At 68.4% G+C, this 14,234-nt stretch carries 14 protein-coding genes; 1 reads left to right on the top strand and 13 read right to left on the bottom strand.

Translation table 11 applies throughout. The features are described from left to right. The 12 genes from ACSQ9A_RS13765 to ACSQ9A_RS13710 all read right to left on the bottom strand — a co-directional run bounded on the left by ACSQ9A_RS13765 (position 1) and on the right by ACSQ9A_RS13710 (position 12,331). On the bottom strand, positions 1-918 hold the full coding sequence (locus ACSQ9A_RS13765) for an NAD(P)-dependent methylenetetrahydromethanopterin dehydrogenase (RefSeq protein ID WP_436304022.1): 918 nt from the start codon (positions 916-918) through the stop codon (positions 1-3). Between the two features lie 36 nt (positions 919-954). Then, on the bottom strand, positions 955-2,010 hold the full coding sequence (locus ACSQ9A_RS13760) for a beta-ribofuranosylaminobenzene 5'-phosphate synthase family protein (RefSeq protein WP_436304021.1): 1,056 nt from the start codon (positions 2,008-2,010) through the stop codon (positions 955-957). Between the two features lie 192 nt (positions 2,011-2,202). Beyond that, positions 2,203-3,372: an acyl-CoA dehydrogenase family protein gene (locus ACSQ9A_RS13755; protein ID WP_436304020.1), complete on the bottom strand. Its 1,170-nt coding sequence runs from the start codon at positions 3,370-3,372 to the stop codon at positions 2,203-2,205. Between the two features lie 4 nt (positions 3,373-3,376). Continuing rightward, positions 3,377-3,907 carry a nuclear transport factor 2 family protein gene (locus ACSQ9A_RS13750; RefSeq protein ID WP_093111676.1) on the bottom strand — a complete coding sequence of 177 codons (531 nt, stop codon included), beginning with the start codon at positions 3,905-3,907 and terminating at the stop codon, positions 3,377-3,379. After that, positions 3,904-4,284: a VOC family protein gene (locus tag ACSQ9A_RS13745; protein ID WP_093111673.1), complete on the bottom strand. Its 381-nt coding sequence runs from the start codon at positions 4,282-4,284 to the stop codon at positions 3,904-3,906. Before ACSQ9A_RS13745 ends, ACSQ9A_RS13750 begins: the two co-directional genes overlap by 4 nt. Continuing rightward, on the bottom strand, positions 4,281-5,039 hold the full coding sequence (locus ACSQ9A_RS13740) for an SDR family NAD(P)-dependent oxidoreductase (RefSeq protein WP_093111671.1): 759 nt from the start codon (positions 5,037-5,039) through the stop codon (positions 4,281-4,283). Before ACSQ9A_RS13740 ends, ACSQ9A_RS13745 begins: the two co-directional genes overlap by 4 nt. Next, positions 5,036-7,189 carry an acetate--CoA ligase family protein gene (locus ACSQ9A_RS13735; protein ID WP_436304019.1) on the bottom strand — a complete coding sequence of 718 codons (2,154 nt, stop codon included), beginning with the start codon at positions 7,187-7,189 and terminating at the stop codon, positions 5,036-5,038. The genes ACSQ9A_RS13740 and ACSQ9A_RS13735 overlap by 4 nt, the downstream gene beginning before the upstream one ends. Before the next feature lie 3 nt (positions 7,190-7,192). Beyond that, positions 7,193-7,954 (bottom strand): enoyl-CoA hydratase/isomerase family protein, encoded by a 762-nt coding sequence (locus ACSQ9A_RS13730; protein WP_436304018.1) that lies wholly within the window; start codon positions 7,952-7,954, stop codon positions 7,193-7,195. Beyond that, a complete protein-coding gene (locus ACSQ9A_RS13725; RefSeq protein WP_436304017.1) occupies positions 7,938-9,041 on the bottom strand; it encodes an acyl-CoA dehydrogenase family protein in 1,104 nt (367 codons plus the stop codon). Before ACSQ9A_RS13725 ends, ACSQ9A_RS13730 begins: the two co-directional genes overlap by 17 nt. A 9-nt stretch (positions 9,042-9,050) precedes the next feature. Further along, positions 9,051-10,238 (bottom strand): acyl-CoA dehydrogenase family protein, encoded by a 1,188-nt coding sequence (locus ACSQ9A_RS13720; RefSeq protein ID WP_436304016.1) that lies wholly within the window; start codon positions 10,236-10,238, stop codon positions 9,051-9,053. A gap of 20 nt (positions 10,239-10,258) precedes the next feature. Next, positions 10,259-11,221 carry a flavin reductase gene (locus ACSQ9A_RS13715; RefSeq protein WP_436304015.1) on the bottom strand — a complete coding sequence of 321 codons (963 nt, stop codon included), beginning with the start codon at positions 11,219-11,221 and terminating at the stop codon, positions 10,259-10,261. 18 nt (positions 11,222-11,239) lie between these two features. After that, positions 11,240-12,331 carry an LLM class flavin-dependent oxidoreductase gene (locus tag ACSQ9A_RS13710; RefSeq protein ID WP_436304014.1) on the bottom strand — a complete coding sequence of 364 codons (1,092 nt, stop codon included), beginning with the start codon at positions 12,329-12,331 and terminating at the stop codon, positions 11,240-11,242. 99 nt (positions 12,332-12,430) lie between these two features. On the opposite strand from ACSQ9A_RS13710, the gene ACSQ9A_RS13705 reads away from it, so the two are divergent. Further along, on the top strand, positions 12,431-13,342 hold the full coding sequence (locus tag ACSQ9A_RS13705; protein ID WP_093111657.1) for a LysR family transcriptional regulator: 912 nt from the start codon (positions 12,431-12,433) through the stop codon (positions 13,340-13,342). An 8-nt stretch (positions 13,343-13,350) separates the two neighbouring features. Here ACSQ9A_RS13705 and ACSQ9A_RS13700 read toward each other — a convergent pair whose 3' ends face one another. Then, positions 13,351-14,232 (bottom strand): SMP-30/gluconolactonase/LRE family protein, encoded by an 882-nt coding sequence (locus tag ACSQ9A_RS13700; RefSeq protein WP_436304013.1) that lies wholly within the window; start codon positions 14,230-14,232, stop codon positions 13,351-13,353. Positions 14,233-14,234: the final 2 nt, after the last annotated feature.

Genomic DNA, 14,234 nt, shown 5'->3' with positions numbered 1-14,234 from the left:
TCACGCCGTCTTGCCGGCCTGCTCGGCCAGGAAGGCGCGGGCAACCGCGAAGGCCTCGGGGAAGCTCAGCACCTGCGCCTTCTCGGCCTCGCACATCTGCACCAGCAAACGATGCTGCGTCTGGTACTTGACGTTGCCCACCGCCAGCGCGCCGATGCCGACGGCCTGCGTGCCGGCCAATGGCTTGGCGTCGTCCATCACACCGACGCCGGCGATGCCTTCGGGCGGCACGGCATTCACGTCGGCCGCGACCTTGAGCCGGGTGGCGACGCCGAGCGCCTCGTTCGATACCACCTGAACGCCGGCCGCCGCGCAGGCCAGCAGCACATCGGCCTCGGCGATGGACCTGCGCACCGCGGCCGGGTCGCCGCCGGACAGGCCGTGCAAGGTCACGCCGAAGCGCCGCCCGGTTTCCTGAGCGGCTTCCTCAGCCGCGTCGATGCCGTTGCGGCTGGACAGAAAGACCTCGGCGCCGGCCTGCGCGGCGATCACGCCGGCCACGCGGCCTACCGGGCCCGTGCCGCCCAGAATCACCACGCGCTGGCCTTCCAGACCTTGGGGCTGGTGGCGCTTCAAAGCGGCCTCGACACAGGCCACCATGGCCGCGGCGGTGGTGTAGGCGCCGCTCGGATCGGCCATCAGCGAGACGACGAAGGGCTTGACCATCGAGGTCCTCGCGCGCTCGAGCATGTCGGCGGCCAGCTGCGCATCGCGTCCGCCGATGAAGATGCCGGTGCGTGCGACGCCCTTCGGCCCGCGCGAAAAAATGGTGTCCTGCGTCAGTGCAGTGATGCGATCGAGGTCCACCTCGCAGTAGGGCACGATGATCTGATAACCCGCATCCGCCGCCATGTTGATGTCGAAGGGACTCATCTGGCGGCCGGGCGTGAACATGTGGAGGATGCGGGGACGTTCCATGGGAGCTTTCGGTGTGGATGGTTGTCTGCGGCGTGTTCAATCGATGCGCGGGTCCGAGCTGACTTCGCACACCATCGCCGCGTGGTTGCGGCCGGACACGATGCGCAGCTTCAGATGGGCGTCGACCTGACCGGCTGCCTGCGCGGCTTCGACCAGCGCTTCGGCGCGCGCTTGCGAAGGCAGGATGGCGAAACCCGTGGGACCCCACGAGCTTTGACCGATCGCGGCCGACGGCCCGGTCTTCGCATCGCGGCTCGCCTCGGCGATCCACTGCATCAGGCGGCCGACCGCCGGGCTCGTGAAGGCACCGCCCTGCGCCGGCGCGAAGTGCTCGCCGAGCAGCTGCTGCATCCGGCGGATGCCTGCGGCGAACGGCGCGAATTCCGCGCTCGCCGCCCCCGGCAGGATGCGCATCAGGACCTGGTGGCAGATGTCGGCGGCGCTGGCCTGCGGCAAGGGCGGCAAGGCGGCAATGGCCTTCTTTTCCGCGCTGCCCGACAGGCCCCGATGCGAGGGGTCCTGGGCCACGACGATGCGCCACGCCTCGGGGAAGGCAACGCGCGACAGCAGCGGCGCGGGCAGGCCGTCCGTGCCGGGGCCGCCATCGACGAGCAAGCCTCCGGCGTCGAAGCCCGCGATCCCGACGCCCGATCGCAGGCCGCGGCCGAGCCACTGCGCCAGCGTGGCGGTGTTCAGATCCAGGCCATGCCAGTGCGCGAAGGCCCGACCGATGGCGCACGCGAGCTGTGTGCCGGAGCCGAAGCCCGCGTGAGGCGGCAACACCTGCCGCAGCCGCAGGGACAGCGGCGCATGGCGGCCGCTGCGCTGGCGCAGCAACTGCAGGAAGGCGCCGGCGCGATCGAGTTCCGCTTGCGCGGCCGGCGTATCCCCCGTCATGCGGTCCGAGGCCGCCGCTGCCAGCTCGACCTCGGTCGTGAAGCCATCGATCACCAGCCCAAGGCTGCCGAACGCGCGCCCCAGCGAGCCGGCGGGATCGAGAAAGCCCAGATGCAGCCGCCCGGGCGCGTCCACGCACACCGTACGCACGCTCAGGTGGGGCCTGGAAGCAAGGGCGGTGTCGGGTGGGGTCATGGGCGGTGTCGTGCGACGAAACGAAGGTTGGACCTGCTTGTCAAAGCAAGGGCCGTTCCGCCGGCACGCCCACAGGGCCACACCGCGCCTTGGCTCGTGGTGCGCGCCGCTGATGTCCCAGGACTGGAACAGTGTGTCACACGCTGCGGTAGCAGCGGCGACGAAGCTCCCTTTCAGGCCCGACCTGGTAGTTCATGACCCAACCGCGTCCTGTGCGGCCAGTGCGATGGTTCGCTTGGCAATGTTGACGAGGTGGATCTGACTCGTTCCCTCGTAGAGCCGGAACAGGCGCACATCGCGGTAGAAGCGCTCAGCCACATTGCCGGCCATGTAACCGCTGCCGCCGAAAACCTGCACGGCCCGATCTGCGACACGGCCGCACATCTCGGAGGCGAACAGTTTGCACATGGACGCTTCCATCGTGACGTCGGCGCCGTCGTCCCGCTTGCGTGCGGTCTCGAGCACCAGCGCACGCGCCGCATGCACCTCCGTGTTGCTCTCGGCGATCATCTGCTGCACCAGCTGGAACTCGCCGATCGGCTGCCCGAACTGGTGGCGCGATTGCGCGTGCTTCGCCATTTCCTCGACGAGCCGGATCGCGGGACCGGTGCACAGGGCGGCGAGGTTGATGCGCTGCTTGTTCAGCGTCTTCATGGCGGTGCGGAAGCCCTGCCCTTCGATGCCGCCGACGATGGCGGAGGCTGCAACCCTGACCCGGTCCAGCACGACCTCGCCCACCGGGGAGCCATGCTGGCCCAGCTTGCGATAGGGCGCCGAAGTCGACAAGCCCGGTGTGCCCCGCTCGACGAGAAATGCGGTGATGCCCTTGGCGCCTTTCGCGTCCGGGTCCGTCCTGGCGAAGACGGTGAACAGGTTGGCGATCGGTGCATTGGTGATGAAGCATTTCTTCCCGGTGATCAGGAAGCTGTCGCCGTCGCGCACCGCGACCGTCTTCTGTGCCGTCGCGTCGGAGCCGGCTTCCGGCTCGGTCAACGCGAAGCAGCCGGTCATCTCGCCGCTGGCCAGCCGCGGCAGGTAGGTCTTCTTCTGCCCGGGCGTCCCGTCGACCACGATGGACTCCGACGCGATGCCGGTGTTGCCGCCGAAGCGCGCCCGGAACGAGGTCGCCACCTGCGAGACCTCGATGTTCACCAGCGACAACTCCTCCGTGCTCAGGCCGGCGCCGCCATAGGCCTCGGGGATGCTGTGGCCGAACAGCCCGATCTCGCGCATGCGCTGCACCAGCGCCTCGGGGATCTCGTCGTTGCGGTCGACCTCCTCCTCGAGGGGCAGGCACTCGGCGCGGACGAACTGCCGAACTTCGGCGAGCAGGGCCGAGAATTTTTCCGGGTTGCGGATCACGTGTCTATCCGACGCGGACTTCCCGCAGCAGCGCGTACACCGAATCCCCGGGCGCTGCGCAACCCACCGGCTGTCGCACACCGAACAGGGCCTCATCGGCAAGCGCGAGCTCCGGGCGCTCGCGCTCCTCGATCCAGTCGTACACGACCGTCCTGGCGGCGATCCGCCACTCGCCGTGCCGGCGTTCGAAGCGGTCGACGTAGCGTCCGCACAAGAAGGTCTGCTTGGAGTTCCCGGCAGGAGCCTGCAGCGCAAGAAAATAACTCTCCACCGCAGCGACACCATCATGCAGCTCGATGGAGACATTGCTCACCTGGTGCACGCGCCGGCCGCCCAGGCGCAGGCGTTGCAAGGCCTGATCGATGAAACCCGTGGCGCTGCCGTTCCAGGCGCCGTGGCAATCCGTGGCGTCCTCCCAGTAGGCGGATCGCAGCGCCGCCTCGTCGGCACGGTCGATGCCGCGGCAGTAGCGATTGAGGCACTCCCGGATCGCCTCGCGATCGAGCAGGGCCTGCAGCTGCGCAGCGGAGCTCATTGCGCCGGGGTGGCCGCGCGCTTGAACAGCTGCACGACGTTGCCTTCGGGGTCGCGCAGCGACATCACCGCACCGTGCGCCCCCATGTCACGGATGCCGAGCACCTGGCCGCCCGCGCCGGCGATGCGTTCCTCGGCCCCGGCGAAGTCCTCCACCTCGAACACCATCACGAGCCCGGACCTCGCCGGCGCCGCTTCTTCCTTGCACGCCACGGCCACACTGGTGTTGCCCACGCCGTACTGGAACCAGCGGTCCTTGTCCCGGAACTTGAGCTTGAGCCCCAGCGCGGATTCGTAGAAGGAATGCAGTTCGACCGGCCGCTGCGCCACCACGTACACGTTCTGCAGCCGTTTGGGAGCGCTGTCCGTCGCGCTCACAGCGAAGTCTCCGACGCGCCGCCGTCCAGGCGCAGCACATCCGCGCTGATGAACCGGGAGCCGTCGCCGGCCAGGAAGCAGATCGCGTCGGCGATGTCTTCCACCGTGCCGAGCCGGCCGAGCGGCGTGCGCGCGATACGCTTCGCATCGAGTTCCGCGTTGCGGTGCTTCGCCGTGCCTTCGGTCGGCACCGCACCCGGCGCGACCGCATTGACGCGGATGCCGCGCGCGCCCAGGTCGGCGGCCGCGGCCCGGGTGATCCCGAGCACGCCGGCCTTGAGGCCGCTGTACACCACCGACCGGGCCGGCGACTTGAAGGCAGCGATGGACGCCACATTGATGATGGAGCCGCCGCGCTCCGGGTCCATCGCCTCGGCGGCGGCCTGGATGCCCCAGATCACCGACTTGAAGCCGATGTCGACCATGCGGTCCATCACCTCGGGCGTGATCTCCGCCAGCGGCTGGTAGCGCACCCAGGCGGCGTTGTTGACCATCACGTCGAGCCGCCCCGCGTCACGCGCGAAGCGCAGCACGGCTTCGCGCATGCCGTCGCGGGTGGAGACATCCTGCGCCAGGGGCATCGCCTTGCCGCCCAGCCGATGAATCTCGGCAACGGTTTCTTCGACGAATTCCTGCTTGAGGTCGTTGACGCCGACGGTGGCGCCGAGCCGGGCCATGGTCAGCGCCGTGGCCCGGCCGATGCCGTGGCCGGCGCCGCTGATAAATGCCACGCGGCCTTCGAGAGAGGGATTCATGGATTGCCTTTCGTTTCCGGCACCAGCAGCGCATCGAGCGCGAACGCGCCCTGCCCCTGGTCCATCACCACCAATGGATTGATGTCGATCTCCGCGACGACATCGGCGTGCTGCGCAGCGAATTGCGAGAGCGCCGCGACGGCGCGCGCCGCCGCCGCCACGTCCGCCTTTGCCCGGCCGCGCGCGCCGTCGAGCAAGGGGAAGGCCCTGAGCGAGCGCAGCATCTGCGTCGCCTGCTGTTCGGTCACGGGCGCGATCTGCAGAGCCACGTCACGCAGCACCTCGGCAAAGATTCCGCCCAGGCCCACCATCACGACCGGCCCGAAGACCGGGTCCTTCTTGGTCCCGAGGATCAGTTCGATGCCGCCCTGCGCCATCTGCGCCACCAGCACGCCAGCGATCCGGGCTTCTGGCGCCTTCTGCGCGACGCGCGCCAGCAGGCTGTCGTACTCGGTCGCGAGTTGCGCCTCCGAGCGCACGCCGACCACGACGCCGCCGACCTCGGTCTTGTGCGGAATGTCGGGCGACACGATCTTGAGCACAACCGGAAATCCGATTTCGCGCGCCGCCGTCAGCGCCGCATCCCGGCTGGCCGCCGTGACTTCCTTCAGCACGGGAACGCCCGCCTGCGCGAGCGCCGCCTTGGCGCTCGCCTCGTTGGCGAATGCTTCTTGCGGCAGCGCATCGGTCGAAGACAAGGTCGCTGCCGTCGCGGCCTGTTCGCCCCGCGTACCGAGCCGCACCAGCGCCGCCAGGGTCGAGCAGGCCGCGTCGATGGTTTCCACCGTGGGGAAGCCCATCCGGTTCAGTTGCGCGATCGTGTCGCGCGGCGCTTTGCAGCACAGCAGGATGAGCCGCGACGGATGGTCTAGCCGCACCTGCTCCAGCGCGGCGATATACACGTCGCGCAGCCGCGGCATCTGGAAGGCATAGGCGGACTGCAGGATCACCGCATCGCACACGGGGTCTTCCGCCACCGCGGACAGCACCTGGACCAGCAACTCCGGCCGGCTCGACACCTGCGCGGTCATGTCGACCGGATTGCCGGGCGATGCGTACGGCAGCGCCGAGAGGATGCGCTCCTGCGCGCGCGCCGAAAGCTTCGGCAGATCCAGGCCCTGGGCGCTGGCCGCATCGGCCATCAGCACTCCGAAGCCGCCGGAGGCCGTCACCAGCGCGGCGCGCTTGCCCTTCGGCGCGCGGGCAGTGCCAACCACCGAGACGGCGTGGCCAACGTCCAGCAACTGTTCGATGCTCGGCACCCGGATGGCGCCGCCGTTGCGCAGCACCACGTCGAACACCGCGTCCGAACCGGCCAGCGCGCCGGTGTGCGAGGCAGCCGCTTCGCTGCCGGCGTGGGACACGCCGACCTTCAGCACGATGATCGGCTTGCCGGCCTCGCGCGCCATCGCCAGCGCCTGCACCAGCTTGCCCGCGTTGCGGCAGGTTTCCATGCAGCACAGGATCACCGAGGTGGCCGGGTCGGTGGCCAGCGAGGCGATGCCGTCGGCGATGTCCACGTCGCATTCGTTGCCTGTGGTGAGCAGGCGGCTGATGCCGATGCCGCGATCGACAGCGAGCCGCATCGTGTAGCTGCCGAGGTTGCCGCTCTGCGACACGATACCGACGTGGCCCGCGGTGGGGAACGCCGACTCGAGCGCCACCGAAAAAGTGGCGATGCTCTTTTCCGCGACACCAATGGAGCCCAGGCAGTTCGGGCCGACCACGCGCATGCCTGACGACCTGGCGACCTTGCCGATCTCGGCCTGCAGCCGGCTGCCCGCTTCACCCATCTCGGAGAAGCCGGAGGAGAGGATGACCGCCGCGCGCACCCCGCTCCTCGCGCAGTCCTTGATCGCCTCCAGCACGCTCTCGGGGGGAACCGCCATCACGGCCAACTCCGGTGCCTCCGGCAGGTCCGCCACGCTCGCATAGGCCTGAAGCGACTGCACCGTGCCGCCCTTGCGGTTGATCGGATAGATCGCGCCGCGGTAGCCGTACTTCAGGAGGAACTGCAGCGGCCGCCCGCCGATCTTGGTCACGTCCTCCGACGCGCCGAAGATCGCGATCGAACGCGGCTGGAACAGCGCGTCCAGACCCCTTCCCACTTCCACGACTTCCACGACTTCCGCGACTGCAACGACGGTCATGGCTCAGCGCCCCTTGTAGACAGGCTGGCGCTTTTCCAGGAAGGCCTGGCGCGCTTCCTTGGCGTCCTCGGTCTTGGACAGCGCCATGGTGATGTTCTGCTCGAAGCGGTAGCCGTCGCGCTGCGGCATCAAATCCATCATGTTGGCGGCCTGCTTGGCGTAGGCCAGCGCAAGCGGGCTCTTGGATGCCATCTCCTGCGCGAGGCGCAGGGCCGCGGGCAGCAGCTCGTCCGGCGGCAGCACTTCGTCCAGCACGCCCCGGCGGTACAACTCGGCGGCGGGCACGCGCATGCCGGTGAAGAACATGCGACGCGTGAAGGAGCGGCCGAACATGGTTCGCAGCATCGACACCCCACCGGCCAGCCCCACGTTGATCTCCGGCATCGCGAAGCTCGCGTCCTCGGAGGCCAGGAAGATGTCGCAGGCGGCCATCAGGCCGAAGCCGGCGCCCAAGGCCGGACCATTGACGGCGGCGATCACCGGCTTGGCACACTCGCGGATCGCGTTGCCGGTCTCCCGCGTCAGGCGGTTATGGCCGAGGAAGTCGCCGGCCTTCTCCGGGTCCGGCCGATCCTTCAGGTCGGCGCCGGAGCAGAAATACTTGCCCGTGCCGGTGAGGATGGCCACGCGGATGTCGGCGCGTTCGGAGACCTCGTCGAACACATCGATCAGGCGCTGCCGCGTCGCGCGGTCCAGTGCGTTGACCGGCGGCTTGTTCAGCCGCACGACGGCGATGTGCTCGGAAACTTCAAGGCTGACGTTCATGGTGAACTCCTGGAAAGGTTGGTTGCGGCGCGAGCAGCCGCGCCGCATGCGTGAGGCGGTCGCCGTAGCGGAATTCGGAGGCGAGCAGGCGCTGGGCGAGGCGCGTGGCCAGGACCTCCTCGCTCACGCCCATGCCGCCATGCATCTGGATGGCGCTTTCAGCGCAGGTGCGGGCGGTTTCCGCCAGCGCCACCTTCATCAGGCGCAGGGTGCGGCGCAGGTCAGCCGCGTCGCTGTCGTATTCCTGGAAGGCGTGCATCAGCAGACCCTTGGCGCCGAGGTAGCGCACGTACATGTCGGCCGTGCGGTGCCTGAGCACCTGGAAGGACGACAGCGTCACGCCGAACTGGCGCCGCTCCTTCAGGTGGTTCACGGTCTGCTGGATCAGCGTGGCCAGCGCGGCCACGGTGTCCGTCGCCGTCAGCAGGAGGGCCGCGTTGTCGGCCTGGACCAGCGCGCGCTGAGCCTCGGCGCCGCGCGCGATGCAGGCCAGCGCCGGCTCCCTCAGGTGCTCCAGCCGGAAGTCGGCGCCGCGCCGCCCTTCCATCGTCCGGTAAGTTGTCGTGGGCGCGGGGATGCGCTCCTTGTCGACCAGGAAGATCGCCGCCTCGCCCGTCCCCTGCAGCACCGCGGGCACGAGATAGTGCGTGGCGGCCAGCGACACATCGACGCCCTGGACCACGCCGGTCAGCTCGCAGCCGATGTCCAGCTGCTTCGCCTGCACCGCGATGTCGTCCAGCGATGCGGACAGCGCGGTCAGCGGCGCGATCTTCGCGCTGCCCTCGCACACGGCTTCTAGCCAGCGCGCAGAAGCTTCGGGCGCCGCAGCCTGCAGCAGGATGGGCGCGACGGCACAGGTCTCCACCACCGGCAAGTGCAGCCCGTGCGTAGCGAGGCCTTCGACGATGGAGGCAAGGTCGGCCAGCGCGCCGCCGACGCCGCCGGACTCTTCGGGCACGACCGTACAGGCCCAGCCCATTTCCCGGATCGGGTCGGTCTCGGCGAAGTCCTGTGTCGCGGCGTGGTCCTGCGCGAAGCGGTCGGCCGCATCGAGCAGCATGCCGGGAAACAATGGCGTGAATGACATGGACACTTTTCAGGCTCCCAGCAATTCGTTGGCGACGACGTTGCGCTGCACTTCGGAGGTGCCGCCGGCAATCGTTCTCGACCTCGTGAACATGTAGTTCTGCACCCAGGTGGCGCCGGGCACGCCCTCGCCGTCATGGGCGAGGAAGCGGTGGGCCGCCTCCGGCCCGACCGCATCGAGCGCGATGGAGGTCAGGCGCTGGGCGACGTCGCTGCACATCAGCTTGATCACCGACGGCTGCACGCCGAGCGGACGCTGGTGCTTCAGGTCGTCCGTCGCATGGGCCAGGATGACGCGCGCACCCTTGACGTCGGCTTCGGCCAGCAGCAACCGGTAGCGCAGGTTGCTGAAATCACGGCGCCCGACGGCGGCCTTCGCAGCCTCTTCCACCACGCGCGTGACTTGCCTTCGCACCAACTCCAGCCGCGCGACGTTGGCGGGCGGCAGGCGCTCGCGTTCCAGCAGGTACTTGGCGCAGGTCCAGCCCTTGCCGGCCTCGCCGATCAGGTTGGCGGCGGGCACACGCACCTCGTCGAAGAACACCTCGTTCAGATGGTGCCAGCCGTCGATGGTGCGGATCGGGCGCACCGTGATGCCCTTGCTGTCCATCGGCACCAGGATCAGCGAGATGCCGTCCTGCTTCTTCGCCTCCTTCGAGGTGCGCACCAGCATGTAGATCATGTTGGCTTCGTGCGCGTGCGAGGTCCAGATCTTCTGGCCGTTGATCACGTAGTCGGTGCCGTCCAGCCGCGCGCTGGTGCTGAGCGAGGCGAGGTCCGAGCCCGAGCCCGGCTCCGAGTAGCCCTGGCACCACCAGTCGGAGCCGTCCAGGATGCGCGGCAGGAAGCGCGCCTTCTGCTCCTCCGTGCCGAAGCGGATGATGACGGGGCCGATGTGGCCCAGACCGTGGTGGTACAGCGGCGGGCAATCGGCCTCGGCCATCACCTCCTCGAAGATCAGCCGCTGCTTGATGTCCCAGCCGGTGCCGCCGTATTCGCGCGGCCAGCTGGGCGCGCCCCAGCCCTTCTCATGGAGGATCTTCTGCCACCCCATGTACTCGCGCTTGGTGACCTTCTGGCCCGCTGCGACGACGGCGCGGATCTCCGGCGGGCAGGCGCGGCGGGCAAAGTCCTCCAGCTCGCGGCGGAACGCGGCGTAGGCATCCGCCTCGCCATCGGCGATTTCGGTGTTCGACATGTTGTCTCCTGTCCTGTTTTCTATGAGCGGCTGGGCTCGGCGGCCACGTCGCCGCCCGTGCGCAGCTTCGTGATCAGCTCGTCCAGAGCGGCAGCGGCCCCGTCCGCGTCACGCTGCCGAAGGCAGAGCACGACCTTGCGCCGAAGCGGAAACAAGTCCGGCCGCGGCCGCACCGGGACCACGTGCGTCAAGCGCTCGCGCAGGATGGTGGTCATCGTCTGCGCCATGAGCATGAGGGCTTCGTTGTGCCCGGCTGCCGCGATGGCAGAGAAGAAGCGACTGGCCGACTCGATGCGTTGCGCGAGCGAGTCCGTGGCCTGATGCCGCTCGATGCCGTCGACGGCGGCCTCGATCGCATCGATCTCGCCTTCGGTGGCGCGCTCGCACGCCAGCCGCAGCAGCGTCCCATACAGCGTGCGATAGGCTTCGTCGAGATCGGCCGAGCCGAGCCGCCCCTGGATCACCAGCGTGCGAAGCGACTCCGCCAGCATCATGTAGGCACCCTTGTAGAACACCAGCGCCTGGTCGGCGGGGCCTCCGCTCATGTGCTTCACTTCTCCGATGAAGACGTCGTGGTCGCCGGCCTCATGACGGGCGTGGACGCTGCACTCGAAGCTTGCCAGGCAGTCTTCGATGATCGGCATTCCGAGAGGCCCCGAGCGCCAGGCCACGCCCTCGAACTTGTCCGCGATCTTGCTCGAGGCAAAACGACTCGACAGCGCATCCTGGCGCTCGGACAGGATGTTGATGGCGAACGCATCGGCTTCGGCGAACGCACCCAGCAAGCTGCTTGCCTTGCGCAGACTGAACAGCACCAGCGGCGGCTCCAGCGATACCGAGCTGAAGGAATTGCAGGTCAGGCCTGCGGGCCGTCCGTCGGCGGCACGCGTCGTGATGATCGCCACCCCCGTCGGAAAGCAGCCGAGCAGCTGTCGAAACAGCGTCGGTTCGATGGCATCGCGGTGCAAGGTCGTGCTACTCATGGCGTACGCCTGCGCGCCTCAGGCGGCGGCGACCTCGGTGGCCGGCTTGGCCACGTGCGGCGGGTCGTTGGCGATCTCGCGCTGCACGGCGGGCATGATGACCTTGGCCCACAGTTCCAGGTGCTTCAGCATCGTCGGGTGGTCGAAGTCACCCATCTGCGTCTGGAAACAGTAGTGCACGGGCTTGATGGCGCGGATCTCGCGCACCACCCGCTCGATCACCGTGTCCACCGAGCCCACGGGCAACAGGGCACGCATCTCGTCCAGGGTCGGCTCGCCTTCCGCCATCGTCTCGGCCACCTGGTAGTCCTCGGCGATCTGCGCCGTGCGGCGCTTCAGGCTGAGTGCCACGCGGCGCTGGTAGCGGGCGCAATCGAGGTAGCGATCCACTTCGGCCTTGTTTTCGCTGGCGTAGGCCGCGCGCAGCACGCCGACCGGCACCTGGGCCGGGTTCTTGCCTTCACCCAGGGCCACCTTGTCGATCAAGGCGCGGGTGGCCTGCAGCTTCTCCACGCCGCCGTCGCCGCCGGAGACGAACACGTGGTGGTCGCCACGCACGGCGCGGGCAAGGAAGGTCGGGTCCACGCTGGTCACCCACAACGGCGGCATCGGCTGCTGCACCGCGCGCTGGCTGATCGCGCTCTCGGGCTGCTGGTAGAACTGGCCGTCGTAAGCGAACTTCGGCTCCTTCAGGCCCAGCTCCAGCATGTCCAGCATCTCCAGCGTGCGCTGCTTGGAGGTCTCCAGCGAAACGCCGAAGCGCTCGAACTCGAAGTGCTGGTAGCCGGAGCCGATGCCCAGGTTCAGGCGGCCGTCGGACAGCTGGTCCACCATCGCGACGTCGGCGATCAGGCGGGCTGGGGTGTACAGCGGTGCGACGACAATGCCGGTGCCCAGGCGAATGTCGCGGGTGACGGCGGCGCAGTGCGCGATCATCGTGAGCGGCGACGAGCACATGCCGTAGTTGCTGAAATGATGTTCTGCGAACCAGGCGCCGCCGAAGCCCAGTTCGTCCGCCAGCCGCGTCTGCTCCACGGCATCGCGCAGGATCTGGTGAGAGGTTTTGTGCTTGTTTCGCTGCTGCATCAGAATGAAGATTCCGAAATCCATGACGAGGCTCCTGGTTGGCTTGGTTGCGTGGAGCGATCTTAGGAACGGAGTGCCTGCGCCGCGCACCACGCCGCGCACACCTTCTTTGCGTTTTCTGAAATGAAGGCCCTCGATTCGCTGCGGATCTTCGTGACGACCCTGCGGAAGGGAAGCCTCTCGGCCGCGGGGCGCAGCCTGAGTCTTTCGCCCGCCACCATCTCGCGCCGCATCAGCGCGCTGGAGGAAGAGCTGGGGGTGCAACTGGTGGACCGCACCAGCCGCAAGCTCAAGGTCACCGAGGCGGGACAGGCCTTCCTCGGGCGCGCGGAGGTGGTGCTGGAGGCGATGGCGGAGGCGGAGGAAGCCGCGCGCAGCTCGAAACTGCTGCCCGAGGGCCGTCTGCGCATCCACTCGCGCACGCAGATCGGCCTGCGCGTGATCGCGCCGCTGCTGCCGCGCTTCGCCCAGCGCCATCCGGACATCCAGCTGGAGTTCGAACTCTCCGAACACCCTGTGAACCTGGTGGAGCACGACTTCGACATCGACATCCGCACCGGCGAGTCGACCGATTCGAGCTTCGTGATCAAGCGGCTGCTCAGCAGTGACGAAGTGCTGGTGGCCAGCCCATCCTTCATGAAGGTGCACAAGCGCATCCGCCACCCGCGCGACCTGCCGGAGGTTCGCTGCCTCACCTACCGTCGCGAGCACGAGGCCACCACCTGGAAATACATCGACGAACAGGGAGAACAGCAGGAGCTGGTGATCCAGGGCGTGTTGAGCTCGAACAACGGCGAACTGCTGCGGCTGGCCGCCATCGGGGGCATGGGGATCGCGCTGCTGTCGGAGCCCACGGTGCGCAGCTGCATCCAGGACGGCTCGCTGTTGCGGCTCCTTCCCGATTACCGGTTCGCGGTGCGCGGGTTCTCCAACGGCATCTACGCAGTGTTCCGCCAGAGCCGCGCGCTGCCGCTGAAAGTGCGCGCCTTCGTCGACTTCATCGCCGAGGCGCTGCGCGAAGGCGACGCGGCCTGAGGCCGGTTTCAGTCCGCGAAGCGGTGCGCCGGCATCCCGGCGGCGGGCATCCCGCTCAGCTCGAACAGGCCGCCGTCCTGCGGCAGGAGTCCCGCGAGATGCGTGCTCCTGGAGATCGACGTGACATAGGCCACTTCGAACTGCGGGCCGCCGAAGCACAGGCTGGTCGGATGCGTTGCCGGCAGTTCCACCATCCGGTCGAGCCGTCCGTCGGGGGCGAAGCGAGCCATCTTCCCGATCCGCGTCAGCACGGTCCAGACGAAGCCCTGAGCATCCACGGTCGCGCCGTCGGGGCCGGATCCGTAACCCTCGGTCTGCACGAAGACGCGCTGGTTGAACAACGGACCTTCCGGCGCGTAGTCATAGGCCCAGATCGTGCGGACCGTGCTGTCGGCCACGTAGAGCGTGCGGCCGTCGAGGCTGAAGCAGGGGCCGTTGGTCAACCCGAACCCGCCCGCAATGCGCTCCACGCAGCGGTCGGGCCGCAGCCGGTACAGGCCGCCGAGGACAGCGTCGCCCGGCTGGCGGTTGATGTGCATGGTGCCGGCGATGAAGTTGCCCCAGGGGTCGCATTTGCCGTCATTGAGGCGCACGTCCGGGTGATCGATGTCGATGCGCGCCAGGATCTCCAGCTTGCGCGTGGCGAAGTCGTAGCGAGCGAAGCTGTTCTTCAGCGCCGCGACCACCGAACCGCTCTCGCAAGGTGCAATCGAGCCGACCGGCGCGGGCAGGCCGTGTTGCTCGGCCTCCCCGGTGGCAGGCCACAGCCGCCGTAGCGTTCCCGCCAGCGAGTCGATCCAGCAGACGGCATGCGCGCGCGCATCCCAGCACGGGCTTTCGCCCAGCAGGTCCTTCGTCTCGCCGACCCTTCGAATCTCCACGGTCATCATGG

The sequence above is a fragment of the Variovorax sp. LjRoot290 genome (assembly GCF_964253985.1).
Taxonomy (GTDB): domain Bacteria; phylum Pseudomonadota; class Gammaproteobacteria; order Burkholderiales; family Burkholderiaceae_C; genus Variovorax.
Note: the sequence above shows the minus strand (reverse complement) of the source record. Positions and strands in the feature narration are given on the sequence as shown.

Coding starts and splice junctions, on each gene's coding strand:
- ACSQ9A_RS13765 (WP_436304022.1), bottom strand. CDS start 918: ATGGAACGTCCCCGCATCCTCCACATGTTCACGCCCGGCCGCCAGATG.
- ACSQ9A_RS13760 (WP_436304021.1), bottom strand. CDS start 2,010: ATGACCCCACCCGACACCGCCCTTGCTTCCAGGCCCCACCTGAGCGTG.
- ACSQ9A_RS13750 (WP_093111676.1), bottom strand. CDS start 3,907: ATGAGCTCCGCTGCGCAGCTGCAGGCCCTGCTCGATCGCGAGGCGATC.
- ACSQ9A_RS13740 (WP_093111671.1), bottom strand. CDS start 5,039: ATGAATCCCTCTCTCGAAGGCCGCGTGGCATTTATCAGCGGCGCCGGC.
- ACSQ9A_RS13735 (WP_436304019.1), bottom strand. CDS start 7,189: ATGACCGTCGTTGCAGTCGCGGAAGTCGTGGAAGTCGTGGAAGTGGGA.
- ACSQ9A_RS13730 (WP_436304018.1), bottom strand. CDS start 7,954: ATGAACGTCAGCCTTGAAGTTTCCGAGCACATCGCCGTCGTGCGGCTG.
- ACSQ9A_RS13725 (WP_436304017.1), bottom strand. CDS start 9,041: ATGTCATTCACGCCATTGTTTCCCGGCATGCTGCTCGATGCGGCCGAC.
- ACSQ9A_RS13720 (WP_436304016.1), bottom strand. CDS start 10,238: ATGTCGAACACCGAAATCGCCGATGGCGAGGCGGATGCCTACGCCGCG.
- ACSQ9A_RS13715 (WP_436304015.1), bottom strand. CDS start 11,221: ATGAGTAGCACGACCTTGCACCGCGATGCCATCGAACCGACGCTGTTT.
- ACSQ9A_RS13710 (WP_436304014.1), bottom strand. CDS start 12,331: ATGGATTTCGGAATCTTCATTCTGATGCAGCAGCGAAACAAGCACAAA.
- ACSQ9A_RS13705 (WP_093111657.1), top strand. CDS start 12,431: ATGAAGGCCCTCGATTCGCTGCGGATCTTCGTGACGACCCTGCGGAAG.
- ACSQ9A_RS13700 (WP_436304013.1), bottom strand. CDS start 14,232: ATGATGACCGTGGAGATTCGAAGGGTCGGCGAGACGAAGGACCTGCTG.